Origin of the sequence: Flavobacterium ranwuense (assembly GCF_004349315.1) — a bacterium.
GTDB lineage: Bacteria > Bacteroidota > Bacteroidia > Flavobacteriales > Flavobacteriaceae > Flavobacterium > Flavobacterium ranwuense.
In genome coordinates this window covers 137,108-160,943 of record NZ_SMLH01000006.1, presented here as the reverse complement: position 1 = coordinate 160,943, position 23,836 = coordinate 137,108, and the positions used below count along the sequence as shown (strand labels likewise).

Genomic DNA, 23,836 nt, shown 5'->3' with positions numbered 1-23,836 from the left:
CAATGACTGTAAAAAAAAGTAATCCTGATTCAGAAGGGATCTATCACTTTGATAATTTTTTTAATATCTCAGCTGATTTTATTTGTATTGCAGGATTTGATGGGTATTTTAAGAGAATAAATCCCGCTGTTTCAAAATTATTGGAGTTTTCTGATGAGGAATTATATGCTAGACCTATCAGTAGTTTTGTGTACGCACCAGACCTTAAACTTACTATCGAAACTAGAGAACAAGTATATAAGAACAAGCCCCTTTTAAATTTTGAAAACCGGTATTTAACTAAAAGCGGAGCCATTGTTTGGCTATCATGGACATCAATGCCTATCGAGTCCGAAAAATTAGTTTATGCTATTGCCAAGAACATCACTCACAAGAAAAAAGTAGAAGAAGAACGAAATTTACTCCTTACAAATCTTACACAAATCAATAAGGAACTTACCGTTTTATCTCACAAAACATCCCATGATTTAAAGTCTCCTATTAATAACATGCTTTCTGTTTTTAGTCTTATTGATGTTTCTAAAATCAATGATCCGGAAACATTGGAATTGATTAACATCCTTAAATTAACCAGCGAAAATTTAAAACAAACTTTAAACGATTCGATTGACGAATTAGTTGAAAATGAGAACATAAATACTCAAATTGAAGAAATAAATTTAAATGAATCACTTGCTGAAGTCCTTGTATCCATCAATTCCTTGGTACGCGATTCAAAAGCAATTATTCATGTTGATTTTTCAGCATTTGAAAATGTTGCTTTTAACAAGGCATACATTAAAAGTATTTTTCTGAATTTATTAACTAATTCGATTAAGTACTCAAAACCCCATATTTCGCCTGTTATTAACATTAAATCACAGAAAATAAATGGAATCAACCAATTAATTTTTTCTGATAATGGACTTGGTTTTGATATGGATAAAGTGAAAGATAAGATTTTTGGTTTATATGAAAAATTTCACAATAACATTGACAGTAACGGTATAGGATTGTATCTAGTCTACAATCACATCACTAGTTTAGGGGGTCGAATTGTGGTTGAAAGTAAAATAAATGAAGGTGCTACATTCACTATTTCTTTTAGATATTGAATGTAGTATCTTTACTTATACCCAAAGGCAATTATAAAAACATCATTAACTAAATTTGTAAAGGCTATGAAAAACTTTGATTGGACAACATTTACCAGACAAATTGCGGTAAAATCAACTCTTCCTGAAATGTATGCTGCTTGGACAAAAGCTGCGGAAATAGAAAAGTGGTTTTTAAGCAATGCTAAGTATTTCGATGCAAACAAAAACCTTGTTGATAAAAACACACCTATTGAAAAAGGTTTTACCTATGAATGGCATTGGTATTTATATGATGGAGTTGAAAAAGGAAAAATAACGAACACAAATGGCGAAGATTTTATTCAATTTTCATTTGCTGGAGACTGTTTAGTCGACATTAAATTTTCAACTCAAGACGATTATATAATAGTTGAATTAACTCAGAAAAATATTCCGACAGATGACAGCTCAAAGGAAAACATCCGGCTTGGATGTGATTCAGGTTGGTCATTTTTTCTACTAAACCTAAAATCTGTTTATGAAGGAGGATTGGATCTAAGAAATAAAAATCCTAATCTGAAAGGAATGATTAATAGTTAGGATAAAATAAAGTGTGCATGTCATCGCATAACTCCACCCAATGAACATAAAAAAACTACAAGCTTATAACTTGTAGTTTTTTTGCCTTTATTAAAAGATTGATAATACAAATATTGAAAAATTTATTGAGCTTTAACAGTATTTACAATACCATTCTGATCTATCAGATACAGCAATGAAGCCATTGTTGCCGCCCCTAATTCTAATTCTCTTTTATTGATGGCATCAAAAGTATCATTTGCAGCATGATGATAATCAAAATAGCGTTGTGAATCTGGTTTTAATCCTGCTTTCACAATGGTTTTAGACGTTAATGGACCAATATCTGAACCACTGTGCCCTTTAGTAAAACTATGAATTAAATAAGGTTCAAATAGGTTTTTCCAACTTTGAATTTTATTAAAATTAGCATCGTCTGCTTCAAGAGAAAATCCTCTTGGACTGAATCCACCTGAATCACTTTCTAAAGCAAAAATGTGGTTTTCTTTGTTGGCTTGAGCTAATTCTTCATATTTCAATCCTCCTCTTAGTCCATTTTCTTCATTCATAAAAAGTACCACACGCAGGGTATTTTTTGGTTTATAGCCTAAATTTTTAAAGATATTCACCACCTCCATACTTTGCACCACGCCTGCTCCATCATCATGGGAACCATCGGCTAAATCCCAAGAATCAAGATGCCCGCCCACGACCATAATATTTTCAGGATGTTCGCTTCCTTTTATTTCGCCAATGACATTATAGGATAAAACATCGTCAAATTGCTTACAGGATTGCTTGAAATAGAATTTTAAATTCGGGTTGCTTTTTAAAGTTTTGCTCAACAATTCTGCTCCATTGGTACTAATAGCTGCCGCAGGAATGTATTGTGATTTTGGTATATCTCCATAACTTTGTGCTCCGGTATGCGGAAGATCATCCAAACGCAAATTCAAAGAACGTACTATTGTTCCCACGGCACCAAATTTTGATGCTTCTTTAGCGCCAGCATATCTTTGATCACCAGCTCCGCCATAAGCATTAAAAGATTCGATCTGCGCATCCTCCATCGGTCGGTTGAAGAAAACTATTTTTCCTTTTATTTTTGCTACTCCTAAATCTGTTAATTCTTTGATGCTGCGTACTTCAATTACTTCGGCAGTAAGTCCATTTTTTGAAGTTGCTACAGAGCCTCCCAAAGCGCAAATAGGAACGTTTATTTTAGTTCTATTATCTACTATATAAGCGGTTTCTTTTTCGCCTCTAACCCATTTTGGCACCATCACTTCCTGAAGATAGACTCTGTCTAATCCTAGTGTTTCTAATTGCGCTTTGGTATAAAGCACCGCCTTTTCTGCCCCGATTGAACCCGATAATCGAGAGCCAATTTTATTGGATAAATGGTCCAGCCAGGGATAACATTTGGCATTGGTCAAGGATGATTTGTAAATTTCCTTCAAGGTTTGTTCCTCATTGGTTTGTGCAAAAAGAATAATTCCGTTAAGGAATAGTGCAACACATAAAATTGATTTTCTCATAATTTAATACGGTGATGGTTTGAATTTTTTGGTTTCAATAGGAACGGCAATTTCGTGATTCTTAATGAATATTTAACGCCACATTCAAAAAAAATTATGCTTGTTGTTTTTCAATCTATAAAAGTAAATAAAAGCCGTTGATCATCGTGTCGCTTTTAGAAAATACGCTTTTTATAAAAAAACCCTCCGATATAAATACCGAAGGGCTGATCATAAATAAACTAACCAAAATCTACTTAATCAACGCAAAATCAACTTTATTGTCAGTGCTGGAATCCGTACCTACAAAAGCTTGAAAAGCGCCCGGTTCAGCAATAAATTGTAAATCAGAATTATAGAATTTTAGTTCTTCAACAGAAATTTCGAAAGTTACCGTTTGTTTTTCTCCTTTTTTAATGGCTACTTTTTGGAATCCTTTCAATTCTTTTAAAGGTCTTGTAACTGAACCAACTAAATCCCTTATATACAATTGAACTACTTCTTTACCATCAAAATTTCCAGTATTTGTAACGTCAACAGTAACCATTAATTTTTCGTTGAAATTCATTTTATCTGATGAAATTTTCAAATTTGAATATCCAAAAGTGGTATAGCTCAATCCAAAACCAAAAGGATATAAAGGCTCATTTCTTTCGTCAATATAATTAGACCTGAATTTTTCAAACTTTCCTTCTTTGTTAGCAAGTGGTCTTCCTGTATTTTTTTGATTGTAATAAATAGGCACCTGCCCTACACTTCTAGGAAAAGTAGCCGTTAATTTACCGGAAGGATTTTCATTTCCAAACAAAACGTCAGCAATAGCACTTCCTGCTTCGCTTCCTGCAAACCATGTATTTAATATTGCTGGAACAGTTTCATTTTCCTGAACTAAAACCAATGGACGACCCGTAAATAAAACCAACACAACCGGTTTTCCCGTTTTCAATAATGCTTGTAATAAGTCTTTTTGCGCTTGAGGAATCTCTAAATTAGTTCGGCTGCTGCTTTCTCCTGACATTTCGGCTGATTCACCTAAAGCCGCAACAATTACATCCGATTGATTGGCGATTTTCAAGGCTTCTGCCAATAATTCTGCTGAAGTTCTATTATCACGGTGCAGTGTTTTTCCAAACATGGTTGCTTTTTCTTCGAAAGCTGTATCATAATCTAAATTACTCCCTTTGGCGTAAAGCACATTTGTAGCATCACCGGCAACTTCTTTGATCCCTGCTATTAATGAAATGGATTTATCCATATTGGTAGCCACGCTCCAAGTACCCGCCATATTTTCTTTGGCATCAGCCAATGGTCCAATAACGGCAACTGTTCCAGATTTTTTCAAAGGAAGCAACTGATTTTTATTCTTTAGCAAAACCAAAGACTGTGCAGCAATAGCTCTTGCTTCAGCTCTGTGGCTTTTTGTGAAAATTTCCGTTTTAGCTCTTTTTTCATCACAATATTTATATGGGTCATGGAACAATCCCAAATCATATTTGGCATTCAAAATAAGACGAGCTGCATTATCAATTTGCTCGATGCTTACCTTTTTCTCATCCAATGATTTCTTTAAAGTGCTAAGGAAGCCTTCGCCCACCATATCCATTTCGACTCCGGCATTTAGAGCCAAAGCAGATACCGTTTGCAAATCACCCATTCCGTGTGCTATCATTTCAGGAATTCCTGTAAAATCAGTAACCACAAAACCTTTAAAGCCCCATTGCTTTCTCAATACATCAGTCATTAACCATTTATTTCCGGTTGCAGGAATTCCATCAATTTCATTGAAAGATGCCATAACCGAACCAACACCAGCATCAACAGCCGCTTTGTATGGAGGAAAATAATCATTGTACATTCTTATTCGGCTCATATCAACAGTATTGTAATCGCGTCCCGCTTCCGGTGCACCATACAAGGCAAAATGTTTCACACAGGATAAAATGGTGTTATTCTTTGACAAATCATCTTGCTGGTATCCATGTACCATTGCTTTTGCAATTTGGCTTCCCAAAAATGGATCTTCACCGGAACCTTCAGAAACTCTGCCCCAACGCGGATCACGCGAAATATCAACCATTGGGGAAAAAGTCCAGTTAATCCCATCGGCACTGGCTTCCTGAGCTGCAATTTGAGCACTGCGTTCAATCAATTTCATGTCCCAAGTACAAGATAATCCAAGCGGAATAGGGAATGTTGTTTCATACCCGTGAATGACGTCCATTCCAAAAAGCAACGGAATTTTCAACCGGCTTTTTTCGACAGCTATCTTCTGTACTTCTTTTATTTTCTGAACTGATTTGATGTTGAATAAACCACCAACTTTACCTTCTTCGATATTTTTAGCTACATTAGAGCTACTGGCAGCACCAGTTGTAATATCACCCGAAGTGGGCAAGTTTAATTGACCTATTTTCTCTTCCAAAGTCATTTTCGAAAGTAACTCTGCTACGAATTCCGTTTTAGGTTTAATTGTAACTGTCTTTTTAGTTGTCTTTTTTTGGCTGTAGCCAAAAAGTGAAAAGCCAATAAGGAGTATAATAAGTTTAATTTTCATTTTATCTGTTTTTTGTTTGTTTAAACATCCAATCATAAATTTCTTGGTTGTCATATACTCTTGTCCAACTATCGTGATTTGCATCATCAAAAATCGTTAGCGTAACATTAGTATTACAGGTTTTTAATTTTTTATACATCACAATCGAATACTCTACATCTACCACATCATCCAGTAAACCGTGAAAAATTCGAGTTGGAATGGCTGCGATTTTACAGTTTTCTATCATCGGAACTCTATCCACAAATCCTGCAATAGGTACTAAAGTCGCAAAGGTTTCAGGATGTGCAAAAGCTAAATTCCAAGCGCCCCATGCTCCCATACTAAGACCTGTGAGATAAATTCTACTGCTATCAATGTTGTTCTCTTTTTGAATTTTTAAAATCAAACGATACAATACTTCTTCATCCCAATATTCATTCTCCGGACATTGTGGCGCAAGAACATACGCATCTAATTCATGACTTTTCAAATACTTGAATGGTCCATGCACTTTTACTTTTTCGATATCAGTTCCTTTTTCACCAGAACCGTGTAGAAAAATAATCAGAGGCTTTTTTTCTTTAGTATTCTTTGGAATGTGTAAAGCAAAAGCTAATTCGCGTTTTTGTACGATTTCGGTTTTTATTGTACCAATTACATCTCTTTGTGCAAGAGAAGCTATGGAAAACAATAACATTACTATTGTTAATTTGCCTTTCATCAAAGAATTCATTTTAAAATCCATATTGAGTGGACGAAAAACCTAATGTTTTTAGCCCCACTTTTACCTCTGGTGCTTGCATAAATAATTTCCAAATCAATCCGGTACGATGATTTTCAATCATGGGAACAATTGTTCCTTGGTCAATAGCTAAATATCGTGGTGTTACCCAATTATAATGCGGAGAAAAAGCATCATAAGGTCCCGCAATTCCAACTAAAGTACTCTTTTTTTCATCGTATAGATAATGTAAAAACTTCATGCTTTCTACAGGTGTAAATGGGAAAGAAGACAAAGCCGCTGTAGGCGTAATTACTCCTGTATCATTCAGCGGTTGATGAGCTGTATATCCAGTAGTACCATCAGGATTCCTGGTATAACTTGCTGTAAGTCCCCAACATTTATCGGAATAACCTGTCCATTGTTTTGGATTGGCTATGCAATATTGGTTAATGATTTTAGAATGATTTTGTGCCACTGTCCAATAATTTGCATACGCATCCGTTAATCCTCTTGGATCTATTCCCAAATACGAATATTGTGCCCAAAATAAAGGCCCTACGTTTCCTGTTGCACCGTTATAATTGAAAACAACCGGTATACCATATTGAGAACTTCCATTTTTAATTGCACCATTACGAGCCCAAGCTTGATGATATGCTGTTGCAGGAATTGGATGTGTTGGAGAAGCTGCACCCATAATATAGGTAATCAAACATTCGTTATAACCTTCCAGTTTAAAATTCATTTCCCAACCATAGTTAGGAGACCAGTGCCAATACATGGCATTTTCTCCTTTTGTGTACCAATCCCACTCTACGCCTTTCCATAAATTATCTGCTTTGGCAGCCAATGCTTTTTCTGCCGTGTTTCCGTTTTTAAAATATTCTCTAACGGTTAACAATCCTTGGCATAAAAAAGAAGTTTCAACAATATCTCCACCATTATCTTTTGTCCCAAAAGGAATTACTTTTCCTGTTGTTCCATTTATCCAATGAGGCCATGCACCATGAAAACGTTCTGCATTTTCCAAAAAAGTCATTGCCGTTGTAAGACGAGAAACGGCTTCGACTCTTGGTACAAAACCTCGTTCCACACCTACAATAAGTGTCATTAAACCAAATCCGGAACCTCCAGTTGTAATAATACTAGCTTCAAAACTAGGATCTTCAGTAAGGTAACGTTCCCGTGCCAATTTCGAATTGGTTTCGGCATATTCCCAAAAATATTTGATAGCATCTTTTTGGACTTGATCCATCGCTTCGGTATCCGTTAAAGGAACTGTTGGCACTGTCGGACTCGTTGGTAAGGGAGTACCTCCACCTTTTCCTTCAGGAGATGAAGATGAACAAGAAATAAAAAGATTCAAAAAAATTAGTCCGTATAAGTACTTTTTCATTTTTATAAAATAAAAGTATTAATAATTGAAAAAACACCTAGTTTTTTTTCAGAAAACTAGGTGTATAAAAAGCTGTTATCTGTTGTCTTTTTCTAATTTATATAAAGCGACAACTTCATTATCAGAAAGTGCAGCATTATATATTCTGAACTCATCCATCATACCTGTATAATTCAACATCCAACCATCAGGAGCGCCCCATGGAGCACCTAAATGCTGTTGAAATCCTCCAATAATGAATTTTGAAACATTCGAATTGGCAAGATCACCATAACCAACACCTCCAGCAAGAGGGTCACTTGCATATCTCTTAGCAATTGAAGCAGGTAAATCAAGTTTTTTTCCATCAATGTACATGCTGTATGTAGAACTAGCTCCACTATAGGTCCATACAACATGTGTCCATTTTCCAAACATATTCGTTAAAACGTTAGTACCAGCATGCTCAATAAACTGACCAGACCATGCAATACTCGGCATTACATCTTTTTGAACGTGATTTTTTACTAACATCGTTGTTGCTGGACCTGTACCTTCAACCAATGAGAAAATATTCCCCCAAAAATCTGTTGTTTTTGGCAACATAAATAATGATTGTGCTCCTCCTGTGTGTGGATTTGTATTGATCCACATAGAAACGGTAATGCTTTTTACATCGACCAAAGAACTTGCTACTGCACTGTAAGCAATAAAAGAACTTGACGACCCTTTATAAGCCATTCCTTTGATTCCCTTTCCATAAGTTACATTTGTCCCTACTCCACCAGTTATTCCACTTTTTGAATCTGCAATACTGTTTTCAAAACTAAATTTAGTAACTAAATTAGCGGCAGCAATATCCTCTGAACTTTCATACCCGCCAATTGCTTCATAAGCAATTGGGGCATTAACTTTATCTATACTATCCTCGTTACAGCTCACAAAAAATTGTGAAGCCAAAACAGAAGCAAATAAGAAAATATATTTATTTTTTTTCATTTTACTATTTTTTTTAATTATAAAGAGGATTTTGAATTGACAATCCGCCTGCTTGTGTAATGAAAGCTTGTGGCAATGGAAACAATTCATGTTTACCAGCAACAAATGTTTTTCCATGAATAGCAAATGCAGCTACTGCTTGTCCTGTACGCACTAAATCAAAAAATCTATCGTGCTCGAATGCCATTTCTACTCTTCTTTCTTTCCAAATTGCAATTCTCACATCTGCTTGAGAAACAGCAGTTGTGTTGCCTAATCCGGCTCTTGTTCTGATTTGATTCAACAAAGGAATCGCCGCTGGAGTTTGATTCAATTCGTTTAGTGCTTCGGCTTTCATTAATAACACCTCAGCATATCTCAAATATTTGATATTCACATCGGTTTCCCAACCATCTGTAAAAGCAGAAGAATACGCTTTATAATTGTATCTCGGATTTTCAACAGTTAATGGTACAACTCTGCCGTCATACAATGTAGTTCCTGCAAAAATGATAGTGGCATTTTTTCTGACATCACCTGTTTCATAAGCATTTACTAAACTTTGAGATGGTGTATTGAAACCCCAACCCCAACCACCGGCACCTCGAGCACCTTGTGTATTAGAATATCCAGAAATTCCTTTGGCTGGCACAGAACCTGTACCTTGGATTTCAAAAATAGATTCAGCATCATTCTCTCCTGCTAATTTATACATAGAAGCATAATCTGAAACAATAGTATATCCTGTAACCAAATTACAGTTGTCTACAACTTTCTGCCAGTTTTTTTGGTATAAATTTATTTTTGCCAATAAAGCGTAAGCAGCTCCTTTTGAAGCTCGTCCTTTTTCAGCAGCAGCATATTCTGATTTGCTTGGCAATGCCGCAATAGCATCATTCAAATCACTTTCGATATAAGCATATACTTCTGCGCTTGATTTACGCGTTAATTGCATAATTCTGTCTTCTTCGGATGAAGGATTTGGTAAATGATCAATAATTGGAACACCACCATAGGTTTTTACCAAAGTGAAATACATGAAAGCTCTCAAAAACTTAGCTTCTCCCAATAATCTTGCTCGTAAAGCAGGATCTGCTTTGTCTAATTGTGGGATAATACTTAATGCTTGATTGCATCTGTTAATTCCTTCGTAATTAGCGGCAAAAATCTCACTAGTTGACGGCGTTGAAGCATTATACGTTAAGGCGTCCATTAAATCTTTATCTGAACCTGTATCTCCTGGAGACGATCCTTTGTCAGCATCATCAGAAGCAATACTTGACAACCCAATCCAAGAAAATGAAGTCATGTTCCAATCTAAAAACTTACTGTAGATTGCTGTTACAAAAGTGGCTGCTCCTGCATCATTATTGAATAATTCAATGTCTTTTGTAGAAATAGATTCTGTTTGATCTACATCTAAATAGTCATTTGAACATCCAGAGAAAAAGTATGCGGATAGCGCAAAAATTGATATATATATCTTTTTCATTGTATTAAAATTTTAAATTAGCACCAATAACAACTGATCTTAATGTTGGGTATGCATCCAACTCAATACCTTGTGTTCCATAAGGATCTCCGTTACCATTTAATTCTGGAGAGAAACCTGAGAATTTTTGAGTAATAAATGGATTTATTGCATTCACATATATTCTGCAAGAATTTAAAAATTCTCCTTTTAAAGGAATTTTGTATCCTAAAGTAATATTGTTGATTCTAAAGAAATCACCCGATTCTAAATAATAAGTAGACGCTACCGGAACTTGATTAAAAGGACCAGGATTTGAAGCAGTTGTATTATTTACTGTCCAGAAATCTGTTGCCAGTGAATCTTCGATATTTTCTCCGCTAAAGCGTTGTGCTTTTTTACCATTGTATACTTTTGCTCCAGAAGTACCGTATCCGTCCACTGAGAAATCAAAGTTTTTATAGTTCATCCCTAAAGTAACACCATACGTAGAATTAGGTAAAATAGACCCTACATATTTTTTATCAGCATTAGCATCTAAAGCATCTTGAGTCACTTGGGTACCTGTTGCGGTATTATATAACATTTTACCATTTGTAGCATCAAAACCTGCATATTCATACATATAAAAACTACCTAATGGTTTCCCTACAGAAGTATTATCTAAGAGTTTTGTCCATTGTCCATTTCCTAAATCTCCACCTGTAATTGGCGCAAGCGTAGCATCTTTTAAACCTGTCAATTCATTTTTGTTGTTAGAAAAATTTCCTCCAACCCAGTAACTCAAATTATCCGTTAGTTTATCGTCCCAACGCAAAGCAATCTCATATCCTTTATTAGACACTTCTCCAACATGTGCCGGTGAAGAATTACTAATACCTGATGTCATGTACGGTCTTGTGTTTAAAATAACATTTGTTGTTGTTTTATCATATACATCAAATGATCCTTTCAATCTGTTATTTAATAATTCAAAATCTAAACCTGCAGAAGTTTCTTCGGTAATTTCCCATGATAAACTTGGATCTACTTGAGAATTGATTGTAGTTCCTTCATTCAATATAGAACCTCCTAAATAAGAACTAAGTCCTGAAGTATAAGCTTGATTATTAAGCGGAACATTTTGGTTTCCTAATTTACCCCAACCTCCTCTTAATTTCAATAAGTCAATTCCTTTTACATTAGCCATAAATTTCTCTTTAGTAACAACCCAACCTAAACCAAAGGCAGGAAAAGTTCCCCAACGATACTCTTTACCAAAATTTGATGAACCATCACGTCTAATTGTACCTGTAAATAAGTATCTGTCCATTAATTTGTATTGGAAACGACCAAAATAAGAGGCTATTTTATTTTCGTTGAAAACTTCGTCTTTATAATTAACAACTGTCCCTACATAATCAACACCTGCCAATGACCAGTAATTAGAATTTGCATTTACATTTTTTCTGGCAACAGTCAATTGTTCTCTTGCACCTCTAACTGAAGTCTCGATACCCGCTGTTAGTTCGATATCATGAATCTCTGCAAAAACTTTATTGTATGTCAGATAATTAGATAGATTCCAATTGAAATATTGATTTCTACCTTTAGTCAATAAATTAATATTTTTATCAGCTGGATAAATAATACTGCTTAACTGACCTGGATTATTGTTGGATTGCCAAATTGTTTTTGTGTCTTCAAAATTGTAATTTTTCCAGGAGTAATATTCACCGTTAAATTGTGACGTGAATTTTAATGATTTCAAAATATCATAATCTAATTTTAAACCACCTTGTAATGTTATGCTTCTTTGCTCTTCATCAAAATAATCCAATTGTGCTACAGGATTTCCAACATTGTTAAAAGAAGAACCAGCTGTACCTGCAAAACCGTCAGCACCAACATAAGAAACGCCATATTGTCCATTTGAAAAACGAACCGGAACAATTGGAGATTGTTTGTAAGCGTTAGTAAAAGCGCTTAATGGTTTTGGAGTTGAATTTGCTGAACCAAAACTGAAATTTTGATTTAAAGTCAGTTTTTTAGAAATTTTAAATTCGTTATTGTTTCTAAAAGTGGTACGACTGTAATCCAGTCCGTTAAGAATTGCTTTCTCTTGATAATTTCCTAAACTGAAAAAGTATTTAATATTCTCCGTTGCACCAGAAACCGAAACGTTATTTTGAACATATGATCCAGTTCTCGTAATGGCATCAAACCAATCTGTATTAACGGGTTGATCCTGTGAAAAAGTTGTGGTTTGCAAGGCCGAATTCGAATAATGGGAGTACTTATTACTTCCTGCCATTTTTACTTTTTTCAAAGGCTCTCTAAAACCGGCAAAACTCTCTACTTCAACAGTCACTCTATCGCCTTTACCTTTTTTGGTTGTAATAATGATTACACCATTTGCAGCTCTGGTTCCATAAATAGCTAATGCAGAAGCGTCTTTTAAAATTTCGTACGAAGTAATATCATTCGTATTAATGTTATTGATATTCTCCGTAGGCATCCCATCTACAATGTATAAAGGAGTTCGTCCACCTAAAGCAGTACCCAAACCTCTAATAATTACCGAAGGAGTACTTCCCGGCAAGTCTGAAGAAATTACTTGAACACCTGCTGCTTTACCTTGTATGGCTTGCGAAGCGTTCAAAACTTTGGTTCTAGATATTTCCTCTGCTTTTAATGAAGTAATTGCCGTAGTGTTATCAATCTTTTTTCTGGTTCCGTAACCAATGATGACCACTTCTTTTAATTCCGTGTCTTTGGATTCTTGTAATTTTATGTTCATCGGTGCTGCTGTTGCAGAAACTGATAAAGCATCAAAACCTACCATACTAATTTTTAATACCTCACCTACTTTGGCATTGATATTAAAATTACCGTCAAAATCGGCATCCGTTGAAGTTTTAGAATCAGCGGCAACTATCATGGCCCCCGGAATTCCAATTCCATCCTTATCTAATACTTTTCCCTTAATTACTTGTCCAGACATGTATGCCGGTAGTAAAATGAGTGCTAAAAAGCTAAAAATAATATTTCTCATATATTAATAATTTGTTAAAGTTAGTGGAGCCAAAGTAAATAATTACAACGTTATAGTAATCAAAACAGAGATACTACACGAATACATCAAAATAGTAAAAAATGGTCATAAACCAACGTATTACTGCTGATAAGAGTGGTTATGAGATATTACACTACATCTACATGATGTAGTAATGATGTGTTGTAATTCCGTAATAAATAGACTGGAATAATATATTATCTATAAAAAATAAATACTATTTATACAGTTAATAAAAATTTAGACAGATTTTCGTCCTGAACAAGGTTTAATTTCTTTCTCAAACGATAGCGATGCAGTTCTACGCCTCTAAAAGAAATATTCATCATGGGTGCAATTTCTTTGGACGAAAGATTCATTTTTAAGTAAATACAAAGCTTAATGTCCTTTGACGTTAGGTTGGGATATTTTTTAGTTAGGTTAATTATAAATTCATTGTGAATTTGATTTAGATTTGTTTCAAAGGTTTCCCATTCATGCTTGTTAACTGCATTTATTTTTATGGCCTTTTTAATTTCACTTTTTAATTTATTGAAGTCAGTTTCTGTATCTAGAATTCCTTGAATATTTTCAATCATTTCACTTTGCTTCGCAATAGAAAGAGATTTACCTGCAACTTCCGAAGATTTAGATTGTAATTCCAATTCAAGGATGTGTTTTTCATATTCTTGAATATTCAATTCATTCTCCGCTTTTAATTCCATCTCCAGAATTTTCTTTTGATGTTTCAATTCTTCTTCTCTCAATTCCAGTTTCTGTATGTATCGCATTTTATTCCATTTGTAATACAGATATAATATAACTCCTATTACAATTAGATATAATAAAATCATCCAAAAAGAAAAATACCATGGCTTAGCCACAATAAATTGAAAGTTGGAAATTGTATCATAATTTAGTCCATCGTGAAGATAAATAGTAATCTCATTGGAACCGCTATTCAAATTATTCAAAACAATCAACCCTTCATTTACAGGAATAAATTCTTTGGTCCCATTTATTTTATAAAATAAATTAGGTCTTGTTGCTCCAAAAACACCTGATATTACATATATGCGAAGCTCAGAATTGTATGGAATCTTTGATTTATTTTCAACCAAACCATCATTAACAAAGGCTTCAACACTTATATTCGATTCTTTCTTGTTTAAATATTTTAATTGTAATGAAATAAAACCATCATCCAAATTTAACAGATAATTGTCTTTGTTTTTGAACACTTTTAAATTGTCATTAATGATTTTTCCCTTGTAATATTTCTCTTGAATAATAGTGCGGATAAATTTATTATCATGCGCATAAATATGGTACAAAAGTCCTTCTTGCAGTATCAGAAAGTGATTTTCATCAATGGATACAATGTTTGATACATTTTTAAAATTAGTATTAAACAATTCATTTGCTTCTAATTGATTAGTGATTGAATTGTAAGTATACCAAGATTTATTGATCAAAAAAAGGATTTCATTTCTGAACTCAAATATTTTCACGCCAAAATCATTACCTATTTTACTATGTTGGGTGACATTTTTGATGTCAGTTGTTTCGTATGCATCATTATACAAAATTCGATACAAGCCTCTATTATTATCAGCAGCCCATATTTCATTTTTTCTGTTTTGCGCAACATATTTAATAGGTTTCAATATTCCTTTTATAACTATTTTTTGATTCAAATCATTATTGTCATTATAAATTATTACACCGCTGTATGTTGCTTGCAAATAGGAATTATTAATGCTGCTTCTGGCTAAATTCCAGCCTCCATTTATAGTACTTAATTTATAGAACAATCCATTCTCATATACAAAAGTGCCTTCGTTATGACCTATGAGGTATTTGTTATTTATCTTACTGATATTCCAAGCCTGACCTTGAGTATTGGGAATTAACGAAAGCAACTTGTCCTCATATTTAAAAACACCATGATTCGAAGCCATCAAATAGCCTTTTGCAGTACTCGCCACTGAATAAACGGAACCTAAAATTCCTGAGTTATCATAAAAAATAGAAATAGGGGAATTAACCTCAATATGAGCAATTCCGTTGTCTAAACCCAACCATAAATCATTCTCTTTGTCTTGACCAATACTCAAAATTGAATTGTTCATCAATACGTTATCTCGATTGATGTTTTTATACGAACCAGAATTCAAATCAAAAATATAAACACCTTTATTAGCTGTTCCTATGATTAATTTCTTGTTTCTAATGAATTTGGCAACATTGATATTAGCCGCTTTCAAAATGGCATTTAACGGGCTGTTCCAAGCGCTCAGATTACCATTTTCTTCAACATAAACCCCGTTTTTTTTAGTAAAAAAATACGTTTTATTTTGGTATTTCTCAATAGCATGAATGACGTTATTCTCTAAAACGGACCATTCCTCTATCTTTTCAAACTTGGAATTCTTCATTTTATAGATTCCTTTTTCTACCGAAGCAACAAACAACTCATTGTCAACCGGAAAGCAATAGGAAACTAGAAAATCAAACTTGTTTTCTTTAATTACTTTCCCATCATATAGAAAAAGCCCATTAAAAGACTGAAAGTAGATTTTACTATTGAATTTAAATATTTTCCAGATTTCTTCGTTGTTATTTTCATCAAAAACCTTCTTGTTTTTGGAAATCGAAACATAATGCATCTTTCCTTGTTTTCGGAACCAATAGCCAAATTCTTTATAAGAACCTGTATAAATACGGTCACCGTCAACCATTACAGAACGAATAATAGTTTTGTTTGGCAAGCTGTATTTCTCCCATTTTACGCCATCATAGCGTAAAAAATAATAATTATTAGCAAAATACATGGCATTATCATTTCCTTGTGCAACACTCCAAATCTGATTATCCCCTTGATAATTTGATTTGCTGTAATTCTCTACAAAAGGAAGTAATTCTTGCGAATAAAGTTGGAATGAAAAAAAATATAATAGGATTATTAATATGCTTCTTGCTTTCAAAATGTGGCGTTTTATCTCCAAATATAAACAGATTTATTAAATAAAAAGCATAAAAAAAGCTTCTCTGCAGAGAAGCTTTTTTAGAAAATGACATTTTCTAATTGGTAAGTAATTCAAATACCTGATTGGCAATTTCGATTTCTTCATTAGTTGGAATAACCAATATTTTAGTTTTAGAATTGGGTGTATTAATTTCTCGAATTTCTTTCGAACGAATTTCATTTTTGGATGCATCCAATTCTATCCCGAAATAATCCATATCTGTACATACTAATTTTCGAATGTAGGAAGAATTTTCTCCAATACCTGCTGTAAAAATAATAGCATCAAGTCCGTTTAAAACCGATGTATACGAACCAATATATTTTTTAATCCGATAGGCATTCATAGCTAAAGCCAACTGACAATCCGCATTTCCATTCTCCGCATTCGCTTCAATATCTCTCAAATCGCTGTAACCGGTAAGTCCCAGCATTCCACTTTGCTTTTGCAACATTGTGTTTACCGCTTCAAGCGAATATCCTAAAGAATTTACCAGATAAAAAATTACGGATTGATCCACATCGCCGCTTCGGGTTCCCATAATCAATCCGTTCATTGGGCCAAAACCCAACGTATGATCGATACTTTTTCCGTCTTTTATAGCAGTCATACTACAACCGTTTCCCAAATGTATTGTAATAATTTTAGAGCCCTTATCCATAGAATTTTGCTTCAAATAATGAATCGCATTTTCCGAAACATATTTGTGACTCGTTCCGTGAAAACCGTAAACGCGTATTTTATTTTCCGTCAAAAGGTAATTTGGCACCGCATATTTATGTGCCACAACAGGAATCGTTTGATGAAAAGCAGTATCAAAAACAGCCACTTGTTTAGCTGAATTAAAAATTTCTTCGGCAACATTTATTCCTTCCAAGTTAGCAGGATTATGCAAAGGCGCTAAATCAAAAAGTTGTCTGATTTTATCTTTTACTTCAATGGTAATGATTACCGTATTCGAAAAAGCGCTTCCGCCATGCACCACACGATGCCCGACAGCTTCAATCTCATCCGTACTTTTGATTACCCCCACTTTTTCATCCATCAGTAATTTGGCAATTTTTTCCAAACCAATTTTATGGTTCGCAATAGGCAACGTCTCTTCTAATTTAGTAGTATTGGTTACATAAGTTAGATTTGAAGTTTCCAATCCTATTCTGTCAATCATACCCGAACAAATAACTTCATTAGCCGGCATGTAGATTAATTGGTATTTTATCGATGAACTACCCGAGTTTATAATTACTATTTTCATTTTTTTTTAAGTTGCTAAGGCACTAATTATCTGATTTACTGAGTCTTTTCACTAAAGGCTCAAAGAATCAAAACTCATAATTAATAATTCACAATTCATAATTGATTTATAATCCTTGTGCTTGAATCGCTGTAATCACGACTGTATTTATAATATCATCTACCGTGCAACCACGGCTTAAATCATTTACAGGTTTGTTCAACCCTTGTAACATAGGTCCAATTGCTAATGCACCTGTTTCCCTTTGAACCGCTTTATAAGTATTATTTCCTGTATTTAAATCTGGAAAAATTAGAACACTCGCTTGTCCTGCCACTTCTGAATTTGGCATCTTACTTTTCCCGACAGCCATATCAACTGCAGCATCGTATTGTATCGGTCCTTCAATTTTTAAATCGGGACGTTTTCTTCTCACTATTTCAGTTGCAGCTCTTACTTTATCTACTTCATCTCCTTTTCCTGATGAACCAGATGAATACGAAAGCATGGCGATTTTTGGTTCAATACCAAAAGCCAAACTGGAATCGGCAGAGGAAATTGCAATTTCTGCCAATTGTTCCGCAGTAGGATTTGGATTAATGGCACAATCTCCAAAAACAGATACTCTGTCCTCTAAACACATGAAAAATATCGAGGAAACCACGGAGGAATTGGGTTTCGTTTTAATGAATTGCAAAGCCGGCAAAATGGTATGTTGCGTGGTATGTGCCGCTCCGGAAACCATTCCGTCTGCATGACCTTTATAGACCATCATTGTTCCAAAATATGAAACATCTTCCATTAAATCCTTAGCCATTCCTATGGTTACATTTTTTGCTTTTCGCAACTCATAATAGGTGTTTACATAATCATCATAATGCTCGGATTCTATCGGATTAATGATTTTTATTATAGAAAAATCGAAAGGAAGCCCCAACTCAGCAACTTTACTTTCAATTTGTTTTTTGTTGCCAATAATCGAAATATCAACCACATCCATCGTCAATAATTGTGAGGCTGCAATAATGATTCTTTCATCATTTCCTTCTGGTAAAACAATGTGTTTCCTGTGTTGTCTGGCTCTTTTTACTAAATTATATTGGAACATTTTTGGAGTCATTCCCTCCGCTTCAAAAGTGATTAGCTTTTCAGCCAAGTTGTCTAAGTCAACATGTTTTTCGAAAGTATTGATAGAAATTTCAATCTTTTGCTTGTTGTTCGCGTAAATTTTAGATTTAATGGAACCTATTTTATTGGTAATGTAATACGTTCCTTCTTCCACCGCAATAATTGGAACAATGGTCGAAAGTCCTTCTATCAATTTCAAAATACTAATCTCAGGCAAGATATTACCTGTAAGTACAATTCCGGAAATGGTAGGGTAATTTACGGACTCATTGGCCTGCAATGCGCCCAAAATAATATCGGCTCTATCTCCGGGCGTAATCACCAGACTATTTTCTTTCAAATGCAACAAATAATTACACAATTGCATTGCTCCCACACTAAAATTTCCAGTTTGATTGTTCAAATGTGCCGCACCAAATAAAACTTTAGCATCTAACTCATTTACAATTTCCTGTACCGTTGGATTATTCAATTTATGAATCAAAGGAATTGAATTGACCAATATACCTTCCGGTAAGCTTTTCTTTAGACCGTTGGTTACTAATTCAATATTCTCCCGTTGGACTTTATTGGCGATTACAGCCAAAACCTCGACATCTTTGACTTTAAATGAATCGTATGCCAAGTAAAGACTATCTATCAATTCCTCTAATGTTTTACCCACTCCCGAGCCCACAATAATAGTTGGAATACCAAGATTTTTGGCAATCAGAACATTCATATCTAATTCGATAACAGTTCCTTCTCCTGTAAAACTGGTTCCTTCAACCAAAACAAAATCGAAACGCTCTTCTAATTTCTTGTATTTTTCAATAATCAAATCGAGAACCTCGCCTATTTTCCCCTTGTTCTTCTTTTTGATTAATTTACTTTTTGTAATGGCATACGCATCTTCAAATTCAATATCCATCCCAAAATGTCCAATCACGGTTTCAATATGATTATCAAATCCCCCTTCTTCAAAATCTTCAACAATAGGTCTAAAATAACCTACTTTAGCCATTTTACCAATAAGCATGCTCATCAATCCCAACGTAATAATCGACTTCCCACTATTTTGTTCGCTTGTTGCAATGTATATGGCCTTGTTCATTTTTTTATTTTTAAATTTAATTCCAGATTAATTGGATGCATTCCTTTTTAATTTCTAAAACCAACGGCGTTTTTTAAAATAAATAATCATTCCTATAACTATAAAAAACATGGCACCCATAACGGTATGATACCCATAATGGTATTTTAGTTCCGGTAAATTTTCAAAATTCATTCCGTAAACCCCCACAATAAAAGTAAGTGGGATAAATATCGCAGATACGATGGTCAGGGTTTTCATTATCTCATTCATCTTATGCGTCTGTGCCGAGAAAAAGAAATTAGACGCACTTTCCAAAGATCCCATATCGGATTCTATTTGTTCTAAAAGTTCTAAACTCTTTTGATGCAATCGCGCAAAAAAGCTAAAACTATCTGCTTCCATCGCATTAAATATGTTATCGTCTTTTATACTTTTTATATCATACAAAGAATCACGTAGCGGAATAATGGAACGTTTTAGAAAATTCAGATTATCCCTGTGTTTCTCTATTTTTTCTAAAATTATTGGATCAACACTTTCCTTGGTAAGATTGATTAATTCCTCTATTTTGTCCTCCTCGTTTTCTAAAGTGATGTAGAAATTTCCCATGATAGCATCCAGAAGAATGTACAACAAATAATCGGCTTTCTTGGTTCTGACAATTCCTGAATGCGTTCGAATCCGTTCTCGGATGTGGGTAAAAAAGTCACTTCGCTTTTCCTGAAAAGAAATTAGAATTCCATCTTTTAACAAAAAACTGATTTGTTCTACACTTATATTATCTGAATGTTCCGCAGGCAAAAGTGATTTTATGTTGAAAAATAGAAAATCATGAGACTCTTCCAGTTTTGTTCTTCGGGTGGTATTTAAAATATCGGCCAACATAAAATTATCGATTTCAAAATAATCTCCAATCGATTTTAACCACTCCACATTATTCAAACCGTGTATATTAATCCAGTTTGTTTTTTGTTCATCAATATATTTATCTAAATCCGAAACCTTAAAATCCTCATATTCGGTAAGATTCAAATCATCATAAACAAACAATTGCATCTCCGATTCCTTACTTTTATGAATGCCCGTATATTCTAAATTATAAGGTTGCATTTTCCTTCCTTTCTTGTACTTGATTTTTCTCATGCCAACTTGTTTATGTAGTAATATTACGAAAAACTTTTACAAAAATATCGTTTCTCGGTACTTTTGACATTCCTAAAAATGAAAAAAACGGGTTTAATTTGGTATTTTAAAAACAAAGGTAACTCGAAATAATAATTCCTTTCCTGAGAAAAATCATATTATACCATCGGAAAAGTGATTCATCAACGATTCTTAAATAGTGTTAATTATTAAAAATTGCATTTCGAAATAGCATTTTCTTAAAAATATATCAATAAATTTGACAATAATCAGTAACAAAATACAAAAAACGCTACTTATTAACCAAAACCAATTATAAACTTTATCAAATACATTGACTAAATGGTGAACAAAAAACTAACCTTAATTATTACCTGTCTGCTATTTTGTTTTGCGCAAGGCACATTTGCACAAAGCAAGAAAAAGAAAAGAGCAGACAAAAATGCCTCAGCCAAAGTTGAAGCTAAAGCACCTGAATCCAAAGACGGTAAGAAAGAACCAAAACCGTACAAAAAAGTTATTGACTCAACCGCAGTAACACAAAAAGGATTAATTGACATTCATAAAATAAATGACAAATATCTTTTTGAGATTCCAGACTCCCTTTTAGGAAGTGAAATAATGACTATAACCCGATATTCTAAAACTCCTGCAGGAGGAGGAATTTTTGGAGGAGAAGAAATCAACAGGCAAGTTGTTCGTTGGGAAAAAGGGCTGAACAACAACATTCTCCTTAGGTCTGTTACCTATGTTATTATGTCTCCAGATGAAGACAAACCAATGGCTCAGGCTGTTAAGAATTCAACTTCAGATCCAATTATCGGAAACTATGATATCTTAGCATTCAAAAAAGATTCAACCGGAAAAAATAATGCTGGATATGTGATCGACTTGACGAGCACTTTCGATGCTGACGTACAAACTTTTTCGTTAGATCCAATAAAGAAACAATTGTTAAACATACAAACGTTTCAAAAGGATAAATCATTCATCTCAAAAATAAGCAGTTATCCAATAAATACTGAGATTAGAAGTGTAAAAACATTTACTACTACTCCTCCGCGTATTTCAACTACTCCAACACCACAAATTGGAGTTAATTTACCATCCGGTTTAGATGCAGGAGTAATCACGGTTGAGATGAATACCTCTATGATTTTATTGCCAAAAACGCCAATGCGCAAAAGAGAATTTGATGCACGTGTTGGGTATTTTGCAAACCAATATGATGTTTTTGAAGAAGAATCTCAAAAATCAGATACCAAAGTATTTGCAGTGAGATGGCGTTTAGAGCCAAAATCTGAAGAAGATGCTCAAAAACAAAAAAGAGGTGAATTAATTGAACCTAAAAAACCTATTGTATATTACATTGATCCTGCAACTCCTGAAAAATGGAAAAAATTCATTAAACAAGGTATCGATGACTGGCAGATTGCCTTTGAAAGTGCGGGATGGAAAAATGCTATTCGTGGGGAATATTGGCCCGAAAATGATCCAACAATGAGCTTGGAAGATGCCCGTTTTTCAGTATTACGATATTTTGCTGCTGAGATTCAAAATGCATACGGACCTAATGTTCATGATCCTAGAAGTGGTGAAATTTTGGAAAGCCACATTGGTTGGTATCACAACATCATGAGTCTTTTAAGAGACTGGTACTTAATTCAAACTGCTGCTGTAGATCCTGCTGCAAGATCAAAAAAGTTTGATGATAAATTAATGGGTGAATTAATCCGTTTTGTTTCTTCTCATGAAGTAGGACATACTTTAGGATTACGTCACAACATGGGAGCCAGTTCTGCCACTCCGGTTGAAAAACTAAGAGATAAAGAGTACCAAGAGAAAAACGGACATACCTCTTCTATCATGGATTATGCGCGTTTTAATTATGTGGCACAACCAGAAGATGGTGTTACAGCCTTATTTCCTAGAATTGGGGATTATGACAAATGGGCGATTAAATGGGGTTATTCTTATTTTGACGAAGCTAAAACTGAAACTGAAGAAAAGGCGAAGTTGAATGAAATGACTAAGGAAGCCTATAAAAATAACCGTTTATGGTTTGGTACAGAAACCAGTCCTTATGATCCTAGATATCAAACTGAGGATATTGGGGATAATGCGATGAGAGCTTCTGAATATGGAATCAAAAACTTAAAAAGAATTTTACCTAATTTATTAGAGTGGACTAAAGAAAACGGAGAAAGCTATGCTGAACTAGACAATCTTTATGGCGCACTTACAGGGCAATTCAGAAGATATATGGGGCATGTTACTAAAAACGTTGGTGGAATCTATGATTCTCCAAAAACGTATGACATGACTGGAAATCAATTTGAAGTAGTTCCAAAAAGTATCCAAAAAGATGCGGTATCATTCTTGAATGCTCAATTATTCAACACTCCAAAATGGTTATTGGATCAAAATATTCTTTCGAAAATAAACCCGGAAAGCGGTGTTGAAGCGATCAAAGGAATGCAAGATGCTACCTTATCAAGTTTATTGGCTGGAGATAGAATTGTTCGCCTTATAGAAACTTCTTCTGTGAATAAAAACAACTATTCAGCTGATGAATTAATAAGTGACTTAAAAAATGGAATCTTTTCTGAATTGAAAGGAAGTGGTTCAATTGATGTGTATCGTAGAAACATCCAGAAATTGTATGTTGACAAAATGATCGAATTACTAAAACCAGGTACAGCAATGGTTAGAGCGGTTCCTGTAGGTGTTACTTACGGTTTCACAACAAGAAGAGTAAATTTAGCTCAAACTGACTTACCTTCTATTTCCAGAGGACAACTTAATAGTTTAAAAAACGAAATGAAATTAGCCTCGTCAAAAATGGCTGATCGAATGAGTAGATATCACTTACAAGATTTAATTTCTAGAATAGGAGAAGCTTTAAATCCTAAATAATAAATTAAAAAGGGAAAATGTTCAACAACATTTTCCCTTTTT

Annotated in this window: 14 protein-coding genes; 3 read left to right on the top strand and 11 right to left on the bottom strand. The window is 34.2% G+C overall.

Going from position 1 to position 23,836, the window contains the following annotated elements:
- Positions 1 to 2: 2 nt before the first annotated feature.
- Together E0I61_RS11610 and E0I61_RS11605 are read left to right on the top strand one after the other, a co-directional pair.
- Positions 3 to 1,094 carry a PAS domain-containing sensor histidine kinase gene (locus E0I61_RS11610; protein ID WP_132071588.1) on the top strand — a complete coding sequence of 364 codons (1,092 nt, stop codon included), beginning with the start codon at positions 3 to 5 and terminating at the stop codon, positions 1,092 to 1,094.
- Between the two features lie 66 nt (positions 1,095 to 1,160).
- On the top strand, positions 1,161 to 1,655 hold the full coding sequence (locus E0I61_RS11605) for an SRPBCC family protein (RefSeq protein ID WP_132071586.1): 495 nt from the start codon (positions 1,161 to 1,163) through the stop codon (positions 1,653 to 1,655).
- Positions 1,656 to 1,777: 122 nt separating this feature from the next.
- Here the strand turns inward: E0I61_RS11605 and E0I61_RS11600 are convergent, their stop codons facing one another.
- From E0I61_RS11600 to corA, 11 genes are all read right to left on the bottom strand, one after another.
- Positions 1,778 to 3,172, bottom strand: a complete 1,395-nt coding sequence (locus E0I61_RS11600; RefSeq protein WP_132071584.1) for a M28 family peptidase — start codon at positions 3,170 to 3,172, stop codon at positions 1,778 to 1,780.
- A 232-nt stretch (positions 3,173 to 3,404) separates the two neighbouring features.
- Positions 3,405 to 5,705, bottom strand: coding sequence for a beta-glucosidase BglX (bglX, locus tag E0I61_RS11595; RefSeq protein ID WP_132071582.1), 2,301 nt, complete (start codon positions 5,703 to 5,705; stop codon positions 3,405 to 3,407).
- 1 nt (position 5,706) lies between these two features.
- Positions 5,707 to 6,408 carry a carboxylesterase family protein gene (locus E0I61_RS11590; protein WP_132071580.1) on the bottom strand — a complete coding sequence of 234 codons (702 nt, stop codon included), beginning with the start codon at positions 6,406 to 6,408 and terminating at the stop codon, positions 5,707 to 5,709.
- A 13-nt stretch (positions 6,409 to 6,421) separates the two neighbouring features.
- Positions 6,422 to 7,807 (bottom strand): glucoamylase family protein, encoded by a 1,386-nt coding sequence (locus tag E0I61_RS11585; RefSeq protein WP_132071578.1) that lies wholly within the window; start codon positions 7,805 to 7,807, stop codon positions 6,422 to 6,424.
- A 75-nt stretch (positions 7,808 to 7,882) separates the two neighbouring features.
- Positions 7,883 to 8,785, bottom strand: a complete 903-nt coding sequence (locus E0I61_RS11580; RefSeq protein ID WP_235832120.1) for a LamG domain-containing protein — start codon at positions 8,783 to 8,785, stop codon at positions 7,883 to 7,885.
- Between the two features lie 13 nt (positions 8,786 to 8,798).
- Positions 8,799 to 10,256, bottom strand: coding sequence for a RagB/SusD family nutrient uptake outer membrane protein (locus E0I61_RS11575; RefSeq protein WP_132071574.1), 1,458 nt, complete (start codon positions 10,254 to 10,256; stop codon positions 8,799 to 8,801).
- Between the two features lie 4 nt (positions 10,257 to 10,260).
- A complete protein-coding gene (locus E0I61_RS11570; RefSeq protein WP_132071572.1) occupies positions 10,261 to 13,269 on the bottom strand; it encodes a SusC/RagA family TonB-linked outer membrane protein in 3,009 nt (1,002 codons plus the stop codon).
- A 242-nt stretch (positions 13,270 to 13,511) separates the two neighbouring features.
- Positions 13,512 to 16,256, bottom strand: coding sequence for a helix-turn-helix and ligand-binding sensor domain-containing protein (locus E0I61_RS11565; RefSeq protein WP_235832119.1), 2,745 nt, complete (start codon positions 16,254 to 16,256; stop codon positions 13,512 to 13,514).
- A gap of 97 nt (positions 16,257 to 16,353) precedes the next feature.
- Entirely contained in the window at positions 16,354 to 17,553 is a 1,200-nt protein-coding gene (locus tag E0I61_RS11560; RefSeq protein WP_132071568.1) for an acetate/propionate family kinase, read from the bottom strand.
- A gap of 106 nt (positions 17,554 to 17,659) precedes the next feature.
- Positions 17,660 to 19,753, bottom strand: a complete 2,094-nt coding sequence (gene pta / locus E0I61_RS11555) for a phosphate acetyltransferase (protein ID WP_132071566.1) — start codon at positions 19,751 to 19,753, stop codon at positions 17,660 to 17,662.
- A 54-nt stretch (positions 19,754 to 19,807) separates the two neighbouring features.
- Positions 19,808 to 20,878, bottom strand: a complete 1,071-nt coding sequence (gene corA / locus E0I61_RS11550) for a magnesium/cobalt transporter CorA (protein WP_131997031.1) — start codon at positions 20,876 to 20,878, stop codon at positions 19,808 to 19,810.
- A gap of 342 nt (positions 20,879 to 21,220) precedes the next feature.
- Here corA and E0I61_RS11545 point away from each other — a divergent pair, with 342 nt between their 5' ends.
- Positions 21,221 to 23,794 carry a zinc-dependent metalloprotease gene (locus tag E0I61_RS11545; protein ID WP_132071564.1) on the top strand — a complete coding sequence of 858 codons (2,574 nt, stop codon included), beginning with the start codon at positions 21,221 to 21,223 and terminating at the stop codon, positions 23,792 to 23,794.
- Positions 23,795 to 23,836 lie beyond the last annotated feature (42 nt).